General features: G+C 69.4%; 13 protein-coding genes and 5 tRNA genes. 9 read left to right on the top strand and 9 right to left on the bottom strand.

The features are described 5' to 3' along the window. Positions 1-138 precede the first annotated feature (138 nt). The 8 genes from ACF1FZ_RS26770 to ACF1FZ_RS26735 all read right to left on the bottom strand — a co-directional run bounded on the left by ACF1FZ_RS26770 (position 139) and on the right by ACF1FZ_RS26735 (position 10,617). Positions 139-720, bottom strand: a complete 582-nt coding sequence (locus ACF1FZ_RS26770) for an ATP/GTP-binding protein (RefSeq protein WP_014048542.1) — start codon at positions 718-720, stop codon at positions 139-141. Next, complete coding sequence (locus ACF1FZ_RS26765) at positions 701-1,357, bottom strand: DUF742 domain-containing protein (protein WP_391775938.1); 657 nt, start codon at positions 1,355-1,357, stop codon at positions 701-703. The genes ACF1FZ_RS26770 and ACF1FZ_RS26765 overlap by 20 nt, the downstream gene beginning before the upstream one ends. 89 nt (positions 1,358-1,446) lie before the next feature. Further along, on the bottom strand, positions 1,447-1,860 hold the full coding sequence (locus ACF1FZ_RS26760; protein ID WP_006127847.1) for a roadblock/LC7 domain-containing protein: 414 nt from the start codon (positions 1,858-1,860) through the stop codon (positions 1,447-1,449). Positions 1,861-1,870: 10 nt separating this feature from the next. Then, positions 1,871-5,092, bottom strand: coding sequence for a nitrate- and nitrite sensing domain-containing protein (locus tag ACF1FZ_RS26755; protein WP_391775937.1), 3,222 nt, complete (start codon positions 5,090-5,092; stop codon positions 1,871-1,873). Between the two features lie 350 nt (positions 5,093-5,442). Beyond that, on the bottom strand, positions 5,443-6,024 hold the full coding sequence (locus ACF1FZ_RS26750) for an ATP/GTP-binding protein (RefSeq protein WP_015611636.1): 582 nt from the start codon (positions 6,022-6,024) through the stop codon (positions 5,443-5,445). Continuing rightward, on the bottom strand, positions 6,005-6,412 hold the full coding sequence (locus ACF1FZ_RS26745; RefSeq protein WP_266709549.1) for a DUF742 domain-containing protein: 408 nt from the start codon (positions 6,410-6,412) through the stop codon (positions 6,005-6,007). The genes ACF1FZ_RS26750 and ACF1FZ_RS26745 overlap by 20 nt, the downstream gene beginning before the upstream one ends. Positions 6,413-6,546: 134 nt before the next feature. Continuing rightward, positions 6,547-6,960 (bottom strand): roadblock/LC7 domain-containing protein, encoded by a 414-nt coding sequence (locus tag ACF1FZ_RS26740; protein ID WP_259934900.1) that lies wholly within the window; start codon positions 6,958-6,960, stop codon positions 6,547-6,549. Positions 6,961-6,969: 9 nt separating this feature from the next. Further along, on the bottom strand, positions 6,970-10,617 hold the full coding sequence (locus tag ACF1FZ_RS26735; RefSeq protein WP_391775936.1) for a nitrate- and nitrite sensing domain-containing protein: 3,648 nt from the start codon (positions 10,615-10,617) through the stop codon (positions 6,970-6,972). 610 nt (positions 10,618-11,227) lie between these two features. On the opposite strand from ACF1FZ_RS26735, the gene ACF1FZ_RS26730 reads away from it, so the two are divergent. The 9 genes from ACF1FZ_RS26730 to ACF1FZ_RS26690 all read left to right on the top strand — a co-directional run bounded on the left by ACF1FZ_RS26730 (position 11,228) and on the right by ACF1FZ_RS26690 (position 15,154). Beyond that, positions 11,228-11,410, top strand: coding sequence for a hypothetical protein (locus tag ACF1FZ_RS26730; RefSeq protein ID WP_391775935.1), 183 nt, complete (start codon positions 11,228-11,230; stop codon positions 11,408-11,410). A gap of 81 nt (positions 11,411-11,491) precedes the next feature. After that, entirely contained in the window at positions 11,492-12,268 is a 777-nt protein-coding gene (locus ACF1FZ_RS26725) for a fumarylacetoacetate hydrolase family protein (protein ID WP_391775934.1), read from the top strand. Further along, positions 12,261-13,772 carry a glutamate--tRNA ligase gene (gene gltX, locus ACF1FZ_RS26720; protein WP_391775933.1) on the top strand — a complete coding sequence of 504 codons (1,512 nt, stop codon included), beginning with the start codon at positions 12,261-12,263 and terminating at the stop codon, positions 13,770-13,772. Before ACF1FZ_RS26725 ends, gltX begins: the two co-directional genes overlap by 8 nt. Before the next feature lie 106 nt (positions 13,773-13,878). Continuing rightward, positions 13,879-14,598, top strand: a complete 720-nt coding sequence (locus ACF1FZ_RS26715; protein ID WP_391775932.1) for an HAD family hydrolase — start codon at positions 13,879-13,881, stop codon at positions 14,596-14,598. Between the two features lie 84 nt (positions 14,599-14,682). After that, a tRNA-Gln gene (locus ACF1FZ_RS26710) sits at positions 14,683-14,754 on the top strand. A gap of 20 nt (positions 14,755-14,774) precedes the next feature. After that, positions 14,775-14,847: transfer RNA gene (locus ACF1FZ_RS26705), tRNA-Glu, on the top strand. 60 nt (positions 14,848-14,907) lie between these two features. Continuing rightward, positions 14,908-14,980 (top strand) — tRNA-Glu (locus ACF1FZ_RS26700). Positions 14,981-14,989: 9 nt separating this feature from the next. After that, positions 14,990-15,061: transfer RNA gene (locus ACF1FZ_RS26695), tRNA-Gln, on the top strand. Positions 15,062-15,081: 20 nt separating this feature from the next. Then, a tRNA-Glu gene (locus ACF1FZ_RS26690) sits at positions 15,082-15,154 on the top strand. A gap of 136 nt (positions 15,155-15,290) precedes the next feature. Here ACF1FZ_RS26690 and ndgR read toward each other — a convergent pair. Further along, complete coding sequence (ndgR, locus tag ACF1FZ_RS26685; RefSeq protein WP_033303994.1) at positions 15,291-16,007, bottom strand: IclR family transcriptional regulator NdgR; 717 nt, start codon at positions 16,005-16,007, stop codon at positions 15,291-15,293. Between the last annotated feature and the right edge of the window lie 99 nt (positions 16,008-16,106).

Below are 16,106 nucleotides of genomic sequence, written 5' to 3'. Positions count from 1 at the left end.
GCAAGACGCTCGGCTGGGAGACCCCAGCCGAGCGTCTGCGTGATCTACTCACCACCTAAAACCAGGCGGTGTTGCAACGACCCCCTGAACCCAAGCTCCTTCGCCGGAGTACGGGGCCTTCGCCGTGCGGCTGAGGGATCAGCGCAGGCGGGCCATCAGGGCGTGCTCGACCAGCGTGATCAGAGCGCTCTTGGCGTCCGCGCGGTGCCGGGCGTCCGTCGTGAGGATCGGGGTGTCCGGGCCGATCTGGAGGGCTTCGCGTACTTCGTCGGGGGTGTAGGGCTGGTGTCCGTCGAAGCCGTTGAGGGCGATGACGAAGGGGAGGCCGCTGTTCTCGAAGTAGTCGACGGCGGGGAAGCAGTCGGCGAGGCGGCGGGTGTCGACGAGGACGACGGCGCCGATGGCGCCGCGGACCAGGTCGTCCCACATGAACCAGAAGCGGTCCTGTCCGGGGGTGCCGAACAGGTAGAGGATCAGGTCCTGGTCCAGGGTGATGCGTCCGAAGTCCATGGCCACCGTGGTGGTGGTCTTGTCCCCGGTGTGGGTCAGGTCGTCGATGCCCGCGGAGGCGGACGTCATCACGGCTTCGGTGCGCAGCGGATTGATCTCCGAGACGGCACCGACAAACGTGGTCTTACCCACGCCGAAGCCCCCTGCCACCACGATCTTCGCCGAGGTAGTGGAGCGGGCCGCTCCGCCGCTAGAGCTTGCGAAGTCCACTGAGCACCCTTTCGAGCAGTGTCACATCTGGCTGGCCGGCGGTCTCGTCGCCGCCGGGCTGATGGATAGCGACGAGTCCGGCCTCGGCCAGGTCGGCGACGAGGATCCGGGCAACGCCGAGGGGGATCGAGAGAAGGGCGGAGACCTCGGCCACCGACTTGATCTCGACGCAGAGCCGGCAGATCCGCTGGTGCTCGGGCAGCTGCCCCTGGAGCCTGGACGGATCGGCCGTGGTGCTGACCAGCGCCTCGATGGCGAGCTGGTAACGCGGCCGGGTCCGGCCGCCGGTCATGGCGTACGGACGGACCAGCGGATTGTGCACCGCGGGCTTGGCGGGCTCCGGGGCCTGCCGCTGGACCGGCTGGATGCGCGACGGCGGTGCCTCGTACCGCTGCTGCGGCTCGTGCTGCGGCTGCTGGTAGTGAGGCTGCTGCTGCGGCCACCCGGGACCGGGCTGCTGGGGCTGTTGCTGCCAGTCGCCGCCCTGTGCGCCCTGGTGGTACGGCTGATACGGCTGATAAGGGTCTTGCAGACCTTGCCCGCCGGGCACGGAGGGGGCGTCGAAACGGTTGTCACCCTGTTCACCCGGAACCCGCTGACCGCCCTCATAGGGGTGTCCGCCTGTGGGTGCTGCCACGTTTCCTCCTCCGACTGCCGGTCGCCGTCCCAGTGGTGCCGCGCCACCGCACCTTATGGCGCGGTGACGAGAAACGCACTGTCTGTCTATTAGTTAAGAAGACTTCCCTGGAGTTCGGCGCGGAGATCCGGGGTGAGAACACTTCCTGCACGGTCTACGAGAAGTGCCATTTCGTACCCAACCAGGCCGATGTCGGCATCGGGGTGGGCGAGGACAGCGAGTGAAGATCCGTCAGAGATGGACATGATGAAGAGGAATCCTCGCTCCATCTCCACAACGGTCTGATTCACGGCGCCGCCTTCGAAGATCCGGGAGGCACCCGCGGTGAGCGACGTCAGGCCGGAGGCGACAGCCGCCAGCTGATCGGCGCGGTCCCGTGGGAAACCTTCGGACATCGCCAGCAGGAGTCCGTCGGCGGAGACCACCACCGTGTGCGACACCCCTGGGGTGTTGTCCACGAAGTTGGTGATCAACCAGTTCAGATTCTGCGCCGCCTGGCTCATCGGGCTCACACTAACGCTCCTGGTTGTAGGTATCACTTGTGTCCGACCCCGCGGTACGTCCCCGCAGGACACCACGGCGCAGGTTGCTCAACCTGCCCCGCACGTCCTCAGGGGCGCGGGAGACCTGTGGGCCGCCCTGCTGGGTCTGCTCCGCCGTACCCTCGACCAGGTTGGCCTTGGGCACCCGCCGGGGGAGTCCGGAAGGGGTGATCCCGCCCGCCTTCGGCTCCCGGAGCTTCTCGGCCCGCTCCCAGCGCTCGTCGTTCGCCGAACGCCAGTCGTCGGGGCCTTCTCCGTCGGCCTGCTCCGTCCGCTGCTGCCCCTGCGGCTGTTCCTGCTGAGGCCGCTGTCGCTGCTCCGGAGCGGCAGGCTGATCGTTTCCTCGGCCGGAGGGCTGCCAGTGCTGCTGACCCGCGCCCCGGCGCGGGAGACCCGCCTCGGTCAGGTTGTGACCGGGATTCGGCGTCGGCCCCGGGCGGTCGAATCCTACGTGCTCCTGCGGTTCGGCGGGAGCGCTCGGCACGGATTCCGCTTCGGGCTGCGCCTGGGGCTCGAGGGCTCCCGGATACGGCTCCTGATCTGCCCAGCCGCCCTGGTGGGAGCGACCGTCCTGCGGAACGAACTGATCGGTGTACTGCTCCTGGAAGCCGTCCTGAGCGGGGTACGCGGCTTCCGCATAGTTGTTCGGCTGCGGGTTCTGATAGCCGTTCCCAGGGGCGTACGGGTCGTAGCCGCTCCCGTAACCCGCCTGCGGGTACTCCTGCTGCTCCTGACCGTACTGCTGCTCCGGAGCAGGGGTGTACTGCTCCTGGCCGTACTGCTCCTGCGCGAACTGCTGGTCCGGGGCGTACTGCTGTCCGGCGCCGTCCTGGAGCGGCGCATGCTCACCGTCCGTCTGTGCCCCCAGAGCGGCCCGGCGCTCCTCACGCATCAGCGACCGGTTGACCGGGTCCAGCTGCGGGGTGTCCGCCGCAGGGGCCTCGTAACGGGAGTCGTCGAAGCCGAGCTCCGCCGCTGTGCGCACCGGGGTGCGCTGCGACGCCGAGGCGAAGGCCTGCGGGCGTTGCTGCTCGGACATGATCGAGGAGACGGTGAAGTCGTTCTCCGGAGCGGGCTCACCACCGCCACCGTGGGTGATGGCGTCCGGCAGCATGACCAGCGACGTGGTCCCCGCCTGCTCGCCCGAGGGGCGCAGCTGGACGCGGATGTCGTGCCGGTCGGCCAGCCGGCCGACCACGAACAGGCCCATCCGCTGGGACACCGCGGCGTCCACGGTCGGAGGGTTGGCCAGTTTGTGGTTGATGTCCGCGAAGTCCTCGGCGGTGAGGCCGATGCCCTTGTCGTGGATCTCGACCATGACGCGGCCGTCGGGCAGCCGGGTCGCGGTGACCCGGACCTTGGTCTGCGGGGAGGAGAAGGTGGTGGCGTTCTCCAGCAGCTCGGCCAGCAGGTGCACGAGGTCGGTCACGGCCTGGCCGTGGATCTCGCTCTCCGGCACGCCGGTGAGCTCGATGCGCTCGTAGGACTCCACCTCGGAGGAGGCGGCCCGCAGCACGTCGACCAGCGGCACCGGCTGGTTCCAGCGCCGGCCGGGCTCCTCGCCCGCGAGGACGAGGAGGTTCTCGCCGTTGCGGCGCATACGGGTGGCCAGGTGGTCCAGCTTGAAGAGGCTCTCCAGCTGGTCCGGATCGGCCTCGTTGTTCTCCAGGTCGGTGATGAGGGTCAGCTGGCCCTCGATGAGCGACTGGTTGCGACGCGAGAGGTTGGTGAAGATCGCGTTGACGTTGCCCCGCAGCATGGCCTGTTCGGCGGCGAGCCGGACGGCCTCGCGGTGCACCTGGTCGAAGGCGCGGGCGACCTCGCCGATCTCGTCCTGGCTGTTGATCGGGATCGGCTGCACCCGGGTGTCCACCCGGCCCGGCTCGGCCCGCGACAGCTGGTCGACCAGCATCGGCAGCCGCTGCTCGGCGATACCGAAGGCGGCCGTACGCAGCCGGCGCATGGAGCGGCTCATCTGGCGGGCCATGAGACCGGCGATGATGAACGCGGCGAGCAGCGAGATGATCACGATCGCGGCGTTGACGATGGCGTCGTTGCGCGCGTCGGTCGAGATCTCCGCAGCCTCGGCCACGGCCTTGTCGACCAGCTCGTTCTCGACCGTCGTGTAGCCGTCGAACTTCGCGGTCGCGGCGGCCATCCAGGTCTCGGGGGTGATGCCCTTGGCCCTCAGCTCGTCCGGCTGCCTGCCCTGGCCGATCTGCTGGGCCATGCCGTCGAAGACCGAACCGTCGACGCTCGGAGGCGCCACGAAGGGCTTGCCGGCGGCCTTGGCCTCCGCCTCGGCGGCCTTCAGCTGCTCGGCTCCCTCGGCGGCCTTGCCGGCCATGACTTCCTTGAGCCGGGCCGCGTCGGCCTCCGTACCACCGGAGATGAACTCACCGAGGGCGATCTGCTCCAGGTAGTTGTACGAACTGAACGCGGTGACCTGGCCGTTGAACTTGCGCTGCTCCTGGCTCGGGCGCACCAGCAGGTGCATGCCGATCGAGCGCTGGAGCGATTCCGCGGCCTTGGCCAGCTCGATCGCGTACACGGTCCGGCCGTAACTGGTGATGTTGCCGGTCCCCAGGCCGAGCTCGTTGGAGAACTCCATCAGCGAGTGCTGGACCTTGGTGTAGCCCTCTTCCGTCTTCACCGGGTCCATGGCCTCGGCGTAGGCGGCCTTGCGCAGTTCGGGGAGCAGCGGCTCCTCCGCCTCGAACAGCTTCAGACGGCGGTGGAGACCCGCCTTGTCCGGCATGTTCTGCACGGCGGCGTCGAACTTCTGAGCGGCGCTGTCCGTGGTGGCGCGCACCCGCTCCACCTCGGCGGCGGTGCGCTTGTTGGACAGCAGGGGCTGAGCGGTGAGGTCACGCTCGTTCAGCAGTGCCTGTCCGTAGGCCGCGGCCGCGCGGACGACCAGCGCCGTCTTCTCGGCGTCCTGAGCTTCGTTCCAGGTGTCCACCGACCCCTTCACCTGGAAGCCACCCATGACCAGACCGACCAGCGCGGGGATCAGGAGAATGGCGTTCAGCCGGGTGGGCACCCGCCAGTTGCGCGGGGACAGCCGGCTGGTGCTGCCACCGGCCGGCCCCGCCTCGGACGACGTGTCCGCAGGCGGGGACGCCGCAGCGCGCGGCGGCGTGAAGTTGCCCCGCTCCGGCTGCGCCGCGGAGCCCTCGTTGCTTCGCCTCACTCGACCAACAACCTCTCGGCGTCGGCACCTACGTTGTGCCGGATTATCGTTCAGGGGCCGTGACTACTGGGTAGTTCGAGGCATTGCAGCACGCAGACCGGCCGCGTTCCAAACAGTCGGAATGAGAGATTCCACCTGTGAACGTCCTTAGATAAAACGGGCATAAAGAGCGAGCCCCGTCAAAAGGCGAGGCTCGTATGAGCGCAGCGGTACCGATCGTGCGCGTCGGGTGTTGGCGGGACTTCAATTGTCTGTCGAAATGTTATGAACACGGGGGCGGAGCGTGTCAAAGGACACAGGCCGCCCCCGTGTGACTACAGCAACCTCCGTAGGCCGCGACCGGCTTACGGCTACTTCAGGCGGGCCATCAGGGCGTGCTCGACCAGCGTGATCAGGCCGCTCTTGGCGTCCGCGCGGTGCCGGGCGTCCGTCGTGATGATGGGGGCGTCCGGGCCGATCTGGAGGGCTTCGCGTACTTCGTCGGGGGTGTAGGGCTGGTGTCCGTCGAAGCCGTTGAGGGCGATGACGAAGGGGAGGCCGCTGTTCTCGAAGTAGTCGACGGCGGGGAAGCAGTCGGCGAGGCGGCGGGTGTCGACGAGGACGACGGCGCCGATGGCGCCGCGGACCAGGTCGTCCCACATGAACCAGAAGCGGTCCTGTCCGGGGGTGCCGAACAGGTAGAGGATCAGGTCCTGGTCCAGGGTGATGCGTCCGAAGTCCATGGCCACCGTGGTGGTGGTCTTGTCCCCGGTGTGGGTCAGGTCGTCGATGCCCGCGGAGGCGGACGTCATCACGGCTTCGGTGCGCAGCGGATTGATCTCCGAGACGGCACCGACAAACGTGGTCTTACCCACGCCGAAGCCCCCTGCCACCACGATCTTCGCCGAGGTGGTGGCACGGGCCGTGCCGCCGCTAGAGCTTGCGAAGTCCACTGAGCACCCTTTCGAGCAGTGTCACATCCGGCGTGCCGCCGGCCTCTCCGTTGCCCGGCTGGTGGATGGCCACCATGCCGGCTTCCGCCAGGTCCGCCACGAGGATCCGTGCCACACCCAGGGGCATGGACAGAAGGGCGGAGACCTCGGCCACCGACTTGACCTCTCGGCACAGGTGGCAGATCCGCTGGTGCTCGGGCAGCAGTGTCCCGAGGTGGGCGGGGTCCGCTGTCGTGCTGACCAGCGCTTCTATCGCGAGCTGGTAACGCGGCCGGGTCCGGCCGCCGGTCATGGCGTACGGACGGACCAGCGGCTGGTCGCCTTCGCCGTCGTACGATGCGTGGTGCAGTGCGCCGTACGGATCGGGCGAGGCGGGTGGCGGGGTCATAAATCCTCCGGGCGTGACAGCAGGGTGTCGGCTTGCCGTCTGAAGGTGGCCGGTGAGGGGCTGTGTCGGCCGGACGGGTGAGGGTTTTGAGTAGTACCTGGGGGGATCGTGTCAGGTGTCTGCCGCATGGCCGGTCAGTGGAGCAGACTGCCTTGTAGTTCGGCACGGAGGTCAGGGGTGAGGACGCTCCCCGCACGGTCGACGAGGAGTGCCATCTCGTATCCGACCAGACCGATGTCCGCGTCCGGATGTGCGAGGACGGCGAGGGAGGACCCGTCCGAGATGGACATGAGGAAGAGGAAACCTCGCTCCATCTCCACGACGGTCTGGCTCACGGCGCCGCCTTCGAAGATCCGGGAGGCACCCGCGGTGAGCGACGTCAGGCCGGAGGCGACAGCCGCCAGCTGATCGGCGCGATCGCGCGGGAAACCTTCGGACATCGCCAGCAGCAGGCCATCCGCGGAGACCACCACCGTGTGGGACACCCCTGGGGTGTTGTCCACGAAGTTGGTGATCAGCCAGTTCAGATTCTGCGCGGCCTGACTCATGGGGCTCAACTAACGCTCCTGCTGGTGAGTGGGGCCGAGTTGGAAACTGCCGGTAGACGAGCCGGTGTTGGCCTGTCGTCCCTGCTGGATGCCCCGGCGGAGATTGGTCAGACGGCCGCGTACGTCATCGGGCGCACGCGAAACCTGAGGTCCGGACTGATGATTCTGCTGCTGAGCAGTGCCCGGCACCAAATTGGCACGTGGGACACGGCGGGGCAGCCCGGAAGTGGTGATCCCGCCCGCGGCGGGCTTCTTGACCCGCTCGGCCTGGCGCACCAGTTCGTCGTTGGGCGAAGCACGCCATGAACTGGTGGCGCCGGTGTCGGCCGCACCACGCCGCGGCATGGGCGGGGGCGTGGTGCCGGCGGGCTGGGGGGCGGCCGGTGCCTGCGGTTCCGCGGCGGGCGGCTGCTGGCCGCCCTGCTGCGGTCCGTGGAACCAGTTCGTCTCCAGCGTGTCGTACAGCGGTGTACGCCCGTCGCCGGGGCCGGCCGGCGGCAGTCCCTCGGGCTGCTGCGGCAGCGCCGGATGGCGCTGCGGCTCACCGGCGGAAGAACCCTGCGGACGCGGCGCGGGCGACTGGTCACCGAAACCCTGGTCCTGAGGAATCGGGGCGTTGAAGTCGGGGCGGGCGAACTGCGCGGTGCTCGCCGGGTCCGGGGCCTGCGGTGCCGAGAAGTCGGGGCGGGCGAACTGCGCGGTGCTCGCCGGGTCCGGGGCCTGCGGTGCCGAGAAGTCCGGGCGGGCGAACTCCGCGGTGGCACCGGGGCCCTGACGGTCGTTCATCGGCGGACGCTGGTTCGGCGGGCTGAACGGCTGGTTCGGACCGGAGGTGCCCGGCCGGGCGAACCGGCCGGTGTCGTGCTCCTCGTGACCACGCGGCGAGTCCGGCTGCGTACGGCGGGGAGCACCCTGCTCCTCGACGCCCCAGCTCGTGCCCTGCGGGCGCTGGGGCTGCGGGTCGCCGCCGGGCAGCTCGGCACGCGGGCCGCCGGAGGACGGCAGCAGACGGCCGGGGCCGCCGGGCTGCTGAGGACCGCCGTCGCCGCCCTGGCCGGGCCGGGGCTGCTGCGGAACCTGCCGCGCGGGCAGGCCGCTCTGCTGACCGGAGTGGCCGAAGAGATTGGGCCGGCCGGAGTCCGCACCCGCCGAGGGGCCCTGCGGGGGGCGCGCTCCCGGACGGGCACCGCCGGCGAAGGCTCCCGCGAGGCCGCCGCCCTGACGCGGCCCCTCGGGCCGGCCCTGACCGGGCAGTCCGGGGCTGCCGCCCTGCTGCGGCTGACGCGGTCCGCCGTCACGCGAGGGCAGCTCCGCCCGGGGGGCCGAGCCCGCGCCGACCTGCTCGCGCGGTGCGGCCGGTCCCAGCCCCTTCGCGGGAGCCGGCGCGGAGCCGCCGAACCCGGGACGCTGGCCGCCCGCGGGGGCGCCACCGCCGGCGAGGAGACCACCCGGGGCGCCGCCCTGCGCGCCCTTGCCCTGCTGACCCTGCTTCGACGGCTGCTTGCCGCCGTTCGCGACCTCCATGGGCAGCATGACCAGCGCGGTCGTACCGCCGGAGTCGGAGGGCCGCAGCTGGATGCGGATGCCGTGACGCAGCGACAGCCGGCCGACCACGAACAGACCCATGCGGCGGGACACCGAGACGTCCACGGTGGGCGGTGAGGCGAGCCGCTCGTTGATCGCGGCCAGGTCCTCGGGGGAGAGGCCGATACCCGTGTCGTGGATCTCGACGAGCACACGGCCGTCGGGCAGCGCGTGACCGGTGACCCGGACCTTCGTCTGCGGGGAGGAGAACGACGTGGCGTTCTCCAGCAGCTCGGCGAGAAGGTGCACGAGGTCGTTGACCACGCGGCCGGCGACCTCGGTCGCGGGCACCGCGGCCAGTTCGATGCGCTCGTACTGCTCCACCTCGGAGGCGGCGGCACGGAGCACGTCGACCAGCGGCACGGGCCGGGTCCAGCGGCGGCCGGGCTCCTCACCCGCGAGGACGAGGAGGTTCTCACCGTTACGGCGCATACGGGTCGCGAGGTGGTCGAGCTTGAAGAGCGAGGACAGCTGGTCCGGGTCGGCCTCGCGCGACTCCAGCTCGGAGATGAGCGAGAGCTGGCGCTGGATGAGGCCCTGGCTCCGGCGCGAGAGGTTGGTGAACATCGCGTTGACGTTGCCTCGCAGCAGCGCCTGCTCGGCGGCCAGGCGGACCGCCTCGCGGTGCACGTCGTCGAAGGCCGTGGCCACCTGGCCGATCTCGTCACGGGAGTGGATGCCGACCGACTCGACGGAGGTGTCGACGTCCTGCGGGTCCGTCTCCGAGAGCTGCTTGACGAGCTCGGGCAGCCGGTCCTGGGCGACCCGGGTCGCGGTGTCCTGCAGCCGTCGCAGCGAGCGGATCATGGACCGCGCCACGACGAAGGCGCCGACCAGCGACACGCCCAGGACGATGAGGATGATCGCACCGTTGAGGATCGCGTCGCGCTGCGACTCCTCACGCAGCTCGCGGGCCTTGCTCTCCATCTCGCCGAGGAGCGAGGCCTCGATGGTCTTCATGGCCTGGATCTTGGTGGAGCTCTGGTCGTACCAGTCCATGTAGGTGCGGGTCTTGCCGCTGCCCTCCATGCCCAGCGGACTGTCGAGCACCTTCTTGGAGTAGATGTCGGCCGCGGTGATCTCGGGATTCCCGGTGCCCAGCGGTGCCAGCAGCTCGGCGGAGCTCTTCCCGGTGGACTCGTAGGTCGTCTCGAACGTCTTGAGGGTCGAGTCCGCTTTTCCTTGAGCGTTGCGCCCGAACGCCTGGTCGTTGTCGTTCAGGTGCGGTTTGTCGCCGGTGCCGTCCGGCAGCGCCGCGGCGATGATGGCGCGCTCGACGGAGGCGTACTCCTTCGAGGACGAGAAGGCGGCCAGCGCACGCGTCCGCTTGATCATCTCCGGGTTGCTGGTGGCCTGCGCCATGTCCTGCGAAAGGCTCAGCAGCGAGGTGATCAGCTGGCTGTACTGGTCGATCGTGTTGAGGCTCGGGCTCTCGGCCGCGTACGCGTCCTTACGGATGCTGGTGATCTTGCCCAGCTGCCGGCTGATCTCGCTGACGCTCGCGTGGATGCTGTCCAGCGCCGCGTCGCCCGGGGTGTTGCCGATCTCGTCCGTGGCCTCGAAGAAAGCGGCCTTGGCACGGTCGGTGCGCTCACGGGGCTGGGTGACCTTGTAGTCGGTGGCCTTCACACCGTTCGACAGCGGGCCGGCCGACCTGTCGCGCTCCTCCTGGAGCGCGTTGGCGAGCGCGGTCGCCTTCCTGGTCATCTGGGTGAGCAGCTGCATGTGCTCCAACTGGTCCATGTCGTTCATGGACTCGTTGATGCGCAGTCCGCCCAGGGTGGTCGCCGCGACCACGGGGAGGGCGAGCAGGGAGACCAGACGCGTGCTGATGCGCCAGTTACGCAGGGCCAGACGCGAGCCGGTCGAGGTGGAGCCGGCCGGCTTGAGGGGCGCTGCGGCCTCCGTGCTGCCGGTGCCCGTCGTGCCGGGGCGCTGCGCGCGGTCACCGCCGTCACCGGCCGCACCGGGATTCTGGGCGTGCTGGGGCGAGGAACCGCGGTCGTTCCCGCCGCGCGGCTCCTGCTCCGCCGGGGTTTCCCCTCGGCCCTGGCGGGGCTGGGGCGACCCCATGCCATCCCTCTTGAAACGTCCCTGCACTAGCGTCGCAACCTCTGGACCAGGCGCTCCTCCGCGTGTGGCGCGGCGGGGCGGTGTCGGCGTCGTGGGGCGCTTGACGCGCCCCATGGTGGTCGTGAGTGACCGGCGTACTTCCCCCTCCCGCCGCCACTCGGCGCTGCGTTGCGCCCCTGCGCGCTGGGCCTGAAACCCGCGGCGGTGCGTGGAATTCCAGCACAGAGGAGGATCTCCAACAAGGCCCGCGTACCGGGCCGTGACCTGGATGACACGGTGTGACGGATGGGTGACAAGACGTAGAACGCGTTAGGGGTCAAGATGGGTCATTACGGGTGGCAGTCCTGAGGATGGCAGGTGTCCCAGACGCGATGATCGGGAGCGGAATGGCAGATTCAGAGACGTATTGTCGGGTTTGGGGACCATAGTCAACTGTCCGCAATAGGTGTTTTTGTCGGCAAGTTCGTGAGCAAACTCACATCATGATCGTCGTCTGATCCCGGCCAAGAGGGGGAATCGGATGTTTAGCCTGACGCTTTACAGGGATGGCGAATCCGACAACCGGCGCACCTCCGGGCAGCGCCCCAGCGACAAAGGTCCCATACGGCAGATGAAGACGACGATGACGTTCCGCAACATTGCCAACCCCCGGCGCACGACGCTGGCGCACCTCGAGGACGCCGGGGCGATGCAGCCGCCGGAGCAGCGGGAGCACGCCGTCGCCCTGCCCACCCAGACGGCCAACCCGCGCCGCACCGTCCTCATGGAAGCCCCGGCCGCGGCGGCGAAGTAGCGGCCGTCCCGCGGCCTGGCGAGGCGATAGCCTGGAGCGTCAGTCTTCAGCCAGCCAGCAAGTGAGGGGCGACAGCATCCCGTGCGCATCGCCAGGTTCTCCATCGACGGCAATGTCGCCTTCGGCGCGGTCGAGGGCGACAGCCCCGACAGCCTCGTCCTCGACATCATCAAGGGCATCCCGTACGCCGACTTCGAACTCTCCGGGACCAAGGTCCCGCTGAAGAAGGTCCGGCTGCTGCCGCCCGTGCTCCCCAACAAGGTCGTGGCCATCGGTCGCAACTACGCGGAACACGCCGCCGAAATGGGCAACGAGGTCCCGGATGTGCCCGTCGCCTTCTTCAAGCCCACCACCTCGGTGATCGGTGCGGGCGACTCCATCGAGTACCCCTCCTTCTCCGAGGAGCTGCACCACGAGGCCGAACTGGCCGTGGTGATCGGCCGTATGTGCCGCGAGGTCCCGCGTGAACGCGTCAAGGACGTCATCTTCGGTTACACCTGCGCCAACGACGTCACCGCCCGCGACGTCCAGCGCCGTGAGAGCCAATGGGCCCGGGCGAAGGGCTTCGACACCGCCTGCCCGCTCGGCCCCTGGGTGGAGACCGGCGTCGACCCCGCCGACCTGGCCATCCAGGCCACGGTCAACGGCCGGCAGCGTCAGCTCGGCCGCACGAGCGACATGATCCGCTCCGTCGAGGACCTGGTCGTCCACATCACGGAGGCCATGACGCTGCTCCCGGGCGACGTGATCCTCACCGGGACCCCCGCAGGGGTCGGACCCCTGCACGTCGGCGACGAGGTCGCCGTCACCATCGAAGGCATCGGCACTCTCACCAACAAGGTGATCAAGCGTGGCTAACGCACCCTCCCCCCAGCTCTCGACCTCGCTCGGCCAGGGGACACCCCCCCGCGTCCGTTTCTGTCCCTCCCCGACCGGTAACCCCCACGTCGGTCTGGTCCGGACGGCCCTCTTCAACTGGGCCTTCGCCCGGCACCACCAGGGCACCCTGGTCTTCCGTATCGAGGACACCGACGCGGCCCGCGACTCCGAGGAGTCCTACGAGCAGCTGCTCGACTCGATGCGCTGGCTCGGCCTCGACTGGGACGAGGGCCCCGAGACCGGAGGCCCGCACGCCCCGTACCGCCAGTCGCAGCGCATGGACCTCTACAAGGACGTCGCGGACAAGCTCCTGGCCGCCGGGTACGCGTACCCGTGCTACTGCACCACCGAGGAGCTCGACACCCGCCGCGACGCCGCTCGCGCGGCCGGCAGGCCCTCGGGTTACGACGGCCACTGCCGCGACCTGAGCGACGAGCGGAAGGCCGCCTACGAGGCCGAGGGCCGCACCTCGATCGTCCGTTTCCGGATGCCCGACGAGGCGATCACCTTCACCGACCTGGTCCGCGGCGACATCACCGTCCAGCCGGAGAACGTCCCGGACTACGGGATCGTCCGCGCCAACGGCGCTCCGCTCTACACGCTGGTCAACCCGGTCGACGACGCGCTGATGGAGATCACCCACGTCCTGCGCGGCGAGGACCTGCTCTCCTCCACCCCGCGCCAGATCGCCCTCTACCGGGCGCTCATCGAGCTGGGCATCGCCAAGGACACCCCCGCCTTCGGCCACCTCCCGTACGTCATGGGGGAGGGCAACAAGAAGCTCTCCAAGCGCGACCCGCAGGCCTCGCTCAACCTCTACCGTGAGCGCGGCTTCCTGCCCGAGGGGCTGATCAACTACCTCTCGCTGCTCGGCTGGTCGATCGCCGAGGACCGCGACATCTTCGGCCGCGACGAGCTGGTGGCCGCGTTCGACATCGCCGGCGTCAACGCCAACCCGGCACGCTTCGACCTGAAGAAGGCCGAGCACATCAACGCCGAGCACCTGCGCATGCTCGACGTGAAGACCTTCACCGAGGCCTGCGGGCCCTGGCTGAAGGCCCCCTTCGCCCCCTGGCCGCCGGAGGCCTTCGACGCGGAGCAGTTCGCCGAGATCGCCCCGCACGCCCAGACACGCGTGACGGTCCTCTCGGACATCACGGCCAACGTCGACTTCCTCTTCCTGGACGAGCCCGTCCACGACGAGGCCTCCTGGACGAAGGCCATGAAGGAGGGATCCGACGCCCTGCTCGTCTCGGCCCGCGCCGAGCTGACCGCCGCCGAGTGGAACGCCGAGGCGCTCAAGGCGGCCGTCCTCACCGCCGGCGAGAAGCACGGCCTGAAGCTCGGCAAGGCGCAGGCCCCGGTCCGCGTCGCCGTCACAGGCCGTACGGTCGGTCTGCCGCTCTTCGAGTCCCTGGAGATCCTGGGCCGCGAGAAGACGATCGCCCGCATCGACGCGGCACTGGCGAGGCTCGCCGCGTAGCTTTCCGCGCATGCCGGAGGCCGGGGCCCCTTCAAGGGCCCCGGCCTCCGGCATGCGCGTGGGGGCCTGTGGCATCGGAACGTCCGGAGACGGGTAGGTACGCCGCATGGCCATCCGTGCGGTCCTCTGGGACATCGACGACACGATCTTCGACTACTCCGGAGCCGACCGCATCGGTATGCGCAGACATCTGGAGCACGAGGGCTTCCCCGAGGGATACGGCTCCCTGGAGCGGGCCCTCGACGCCTGGAAGGCCGTCACGGACGTGCAGTGGGAGCGCTTCGCCGCCGGGGAGACCGACTTCCAGGGACAGCGGCGGGAGCGCGTACGCGCGTTTCTCGGACGGTGGCTGAGCGATGCGGAGGCCGACGACTGGTTCGGCCGGCACGCCGCGCACTACGAGGCCGCGTGGGCGCTCTTCCCGGACACCCTGCCGGTCCTCGACCGGCTGGCGGGAGGCTTCCGCCATGCCGTCCTGTCGAACTCGAGCATCCACAACCAGGACCGCAAGCTGCGCGCCCTCGGGGTGCGGGACCGCTTCGAGGCCGTGGTCTGCGCCGTCGAGCTGGGTGTCTCCAAGCCGGACGCGGGAGCGTTCCACGCCGCCTGCGAGGTGCTGGAGCTCGACCCGCACGAGGTGGCCTACGTCGGCAACGAACCCGACATCGACGCGGGCGGCGCGGTGGCCGCCGGACTCGCCGGGATCTGGCTGGACCGCGAGGGGCAGGGCGGGCGCCCCGACCTCGTGCGCATCACCGGCCTGGACGAGCTCCCCGGCCTGCTGGCAGGAGATACCCGTTTTGGAGCGCCGGACACCTTCAGGTAATGTTCTTCCTGCGCCACCCGAGCGGGCCGAAAGGCCCGGGCGGAAGCGCAGACAGAAACAAGACCCTCAGGGGTTGCGTTTCAGTGGGCTATGGTGTAATTGGCAACACTACGGTTTCTGGTACCGTCATTCTAGGTTCGAGTCCTGGTAGCCCAGCGCAAGTCAGCAGTAACCACGCCCCCGTTGTGTAGCGGCCTAGCACGCTGCCCTCTCACGGCAGTAGCGCCGGTTCGAATCCGGTCGGGGGTACAGATCCTTCCCGCGAGAACATCTGGGTCGCACCCACGTACTCGATGCAGGATCGCTAGGGCCCCCGTTGTGTAGCGGCCTAGCACGCTGCCCTCTCACGGCAGTAGCGCCGGTTCGAATCCGGTCGGGGGTACTTCCACCATGGGCTATGGTGTAATTGGCAACACTACGGTTTCTGGTACCGTCATTCTAGGTTCGAGTCCTGGTAGCCCAGCGCAAGTCAGCAGTAATCACGCCCCCGTTGTGTAGCGGCCTAGCACGCTGCCCTCTCACGGCAGTAGCGCCGGTTCGAATCCGGTCGGGGGTACAACACAGCAGTACGGCAAGGCCCTTCGCTTCGGTGAAGGGCCTTCTGCATGTGCGCGCAGTGTCCATCTCGGGGCCCCGGCAGGTGATTTGGGCCGCCACGACGCTGGGGCGGCCGGAGGGGACGAGATGGCCGGTCAGCCCGTGCGGCGCAGGGCCTCGCTCAGCCGTGCGGCGGAGTCGATGATCGCCTGCGCGTGCATACGGCCGGGGTGGCGTGTCAGCCGCTCGATCGGCCCGGAGACGGACACGGCGGCGACCACCCGGTTCGACGGCCCGCGGACCGGGGCCGAGACCGAGGCCACGCCCGGCTCGCGTTCACCGATCGACTGGGCCCAGCCCCGCCGCCGGACGCCCGAGAGCGCCGTCGCCGTGAAGCGGGCCCCCTGCAGGCCCCGGTGCAGGCGCTCCGGCTCCTCCCAGGCCATCAGGATCTGCGCGGAGGAGCCCGCCTTCATCGTGAGCGTGGAGCCGACCGGCACGGTGTCCCGCAGTCCGGACAGCCGCTCCGCCGCCGCCACGCAGATCCGCATGTCGCCCTGCCTGCGGTAGAGCTGTGCGCTCTCGCCGGTGATGTCGCGCAGGTGTGTGAGTACGGGTCCGGCCGTCGCCAGGAGGCGGTCCTCGCCGGCCGCGGCCGCGAGCTCCGCGAGCCGGGGGCCGAGAATGAAACGGCCCTGCATGTCCCTCGCCACCATGCGGTGGTGTTCGAGTGCCACGGCCAGACGGTGTGCCGTGGGCCGCGCGAGCCCTGTCGCCGCGACCAGTCCGGCGAGGGTGGCCGGACCGGACTCCAGAGCGCTCAATACCAGAGCTGCCTTGTCGAGAACGCCGACGCCACTAGAGTTGTCCATACGACGATACTCGCGTCTCACTCTGTGAAACGCAAGTTCAATTTTCCCCGGAAGTTGCGAACCTGTACGTGCGGCCGCACGACGGCCCGCAGCCACCGC

The sequence above is a fragment of the Streptomyces sp. NPDC014623 genome (assembly GCF_043088245.1).
GTDB lineage: Bacteria > Actinomycetota > Actinomycetes > Streptomycetales > Streptomycetaceae > Streptomyces.
The sequence above is the reverse complement of the archived record's forward strand: the minus strand, read 5'-3'. Positions and strand labels throughout refer to the sequence as shown.

Bases quoted from the DNA above. Each gene is read 5' to 3' on its own strand.
- ACF1FZ_RS26760 (WP_006127847.1), bottom strand. From the start codon at position 1,860: ATGAGCCAGGCGGCGCAGAATCTGAACTGGTTGATCACCAACTTCGTG.
- ACF1FZ_RS26745 (WP_266709549.1), bottom strand. From the start codon at position 6,412: ATGACCCCGCCACCCGCCTCGCCCGATCCGTACGGCGCACTGCACCAC.
- ACF1FZ_RS26740 (WP_259934900.1), bottom strand. From the start codon at position 6,960: ATGAGTCAGGCCGCGCAGAATCTGAACTGGCTGATCACCAACTTCGTG.
- ACF1FZ_RS26735 (WP_391775936.1), bottom strand. From the start codon at position 10,617: ATGGGGTCGCCCCAGCCCCGCCAGGGCCGAGGGGAAACCCCGGCGGAG.
- ACF1FZ_RS26730 (WP_391775935.1), top strand. From the start codon at position 11,228: ATGAAGACGACGATGACGTTCCGCAACATTGCCAACCCCCGGCGCACG.
- ACF1FZ_RS26715 (WP_391775932.1), top strand. From the start codon at position 13,879: ATGGCCATCCGTGCGGTCCTCTGGGACATCGACGACACGATCTTCGAC.
- ndgR (WP_033303994.1), bottom strand. From the start codon at position 16,007: ATGGACAACTCTAGTGGCGTCGGCGTTCTCGACAAGGCAGCTCTGGTA.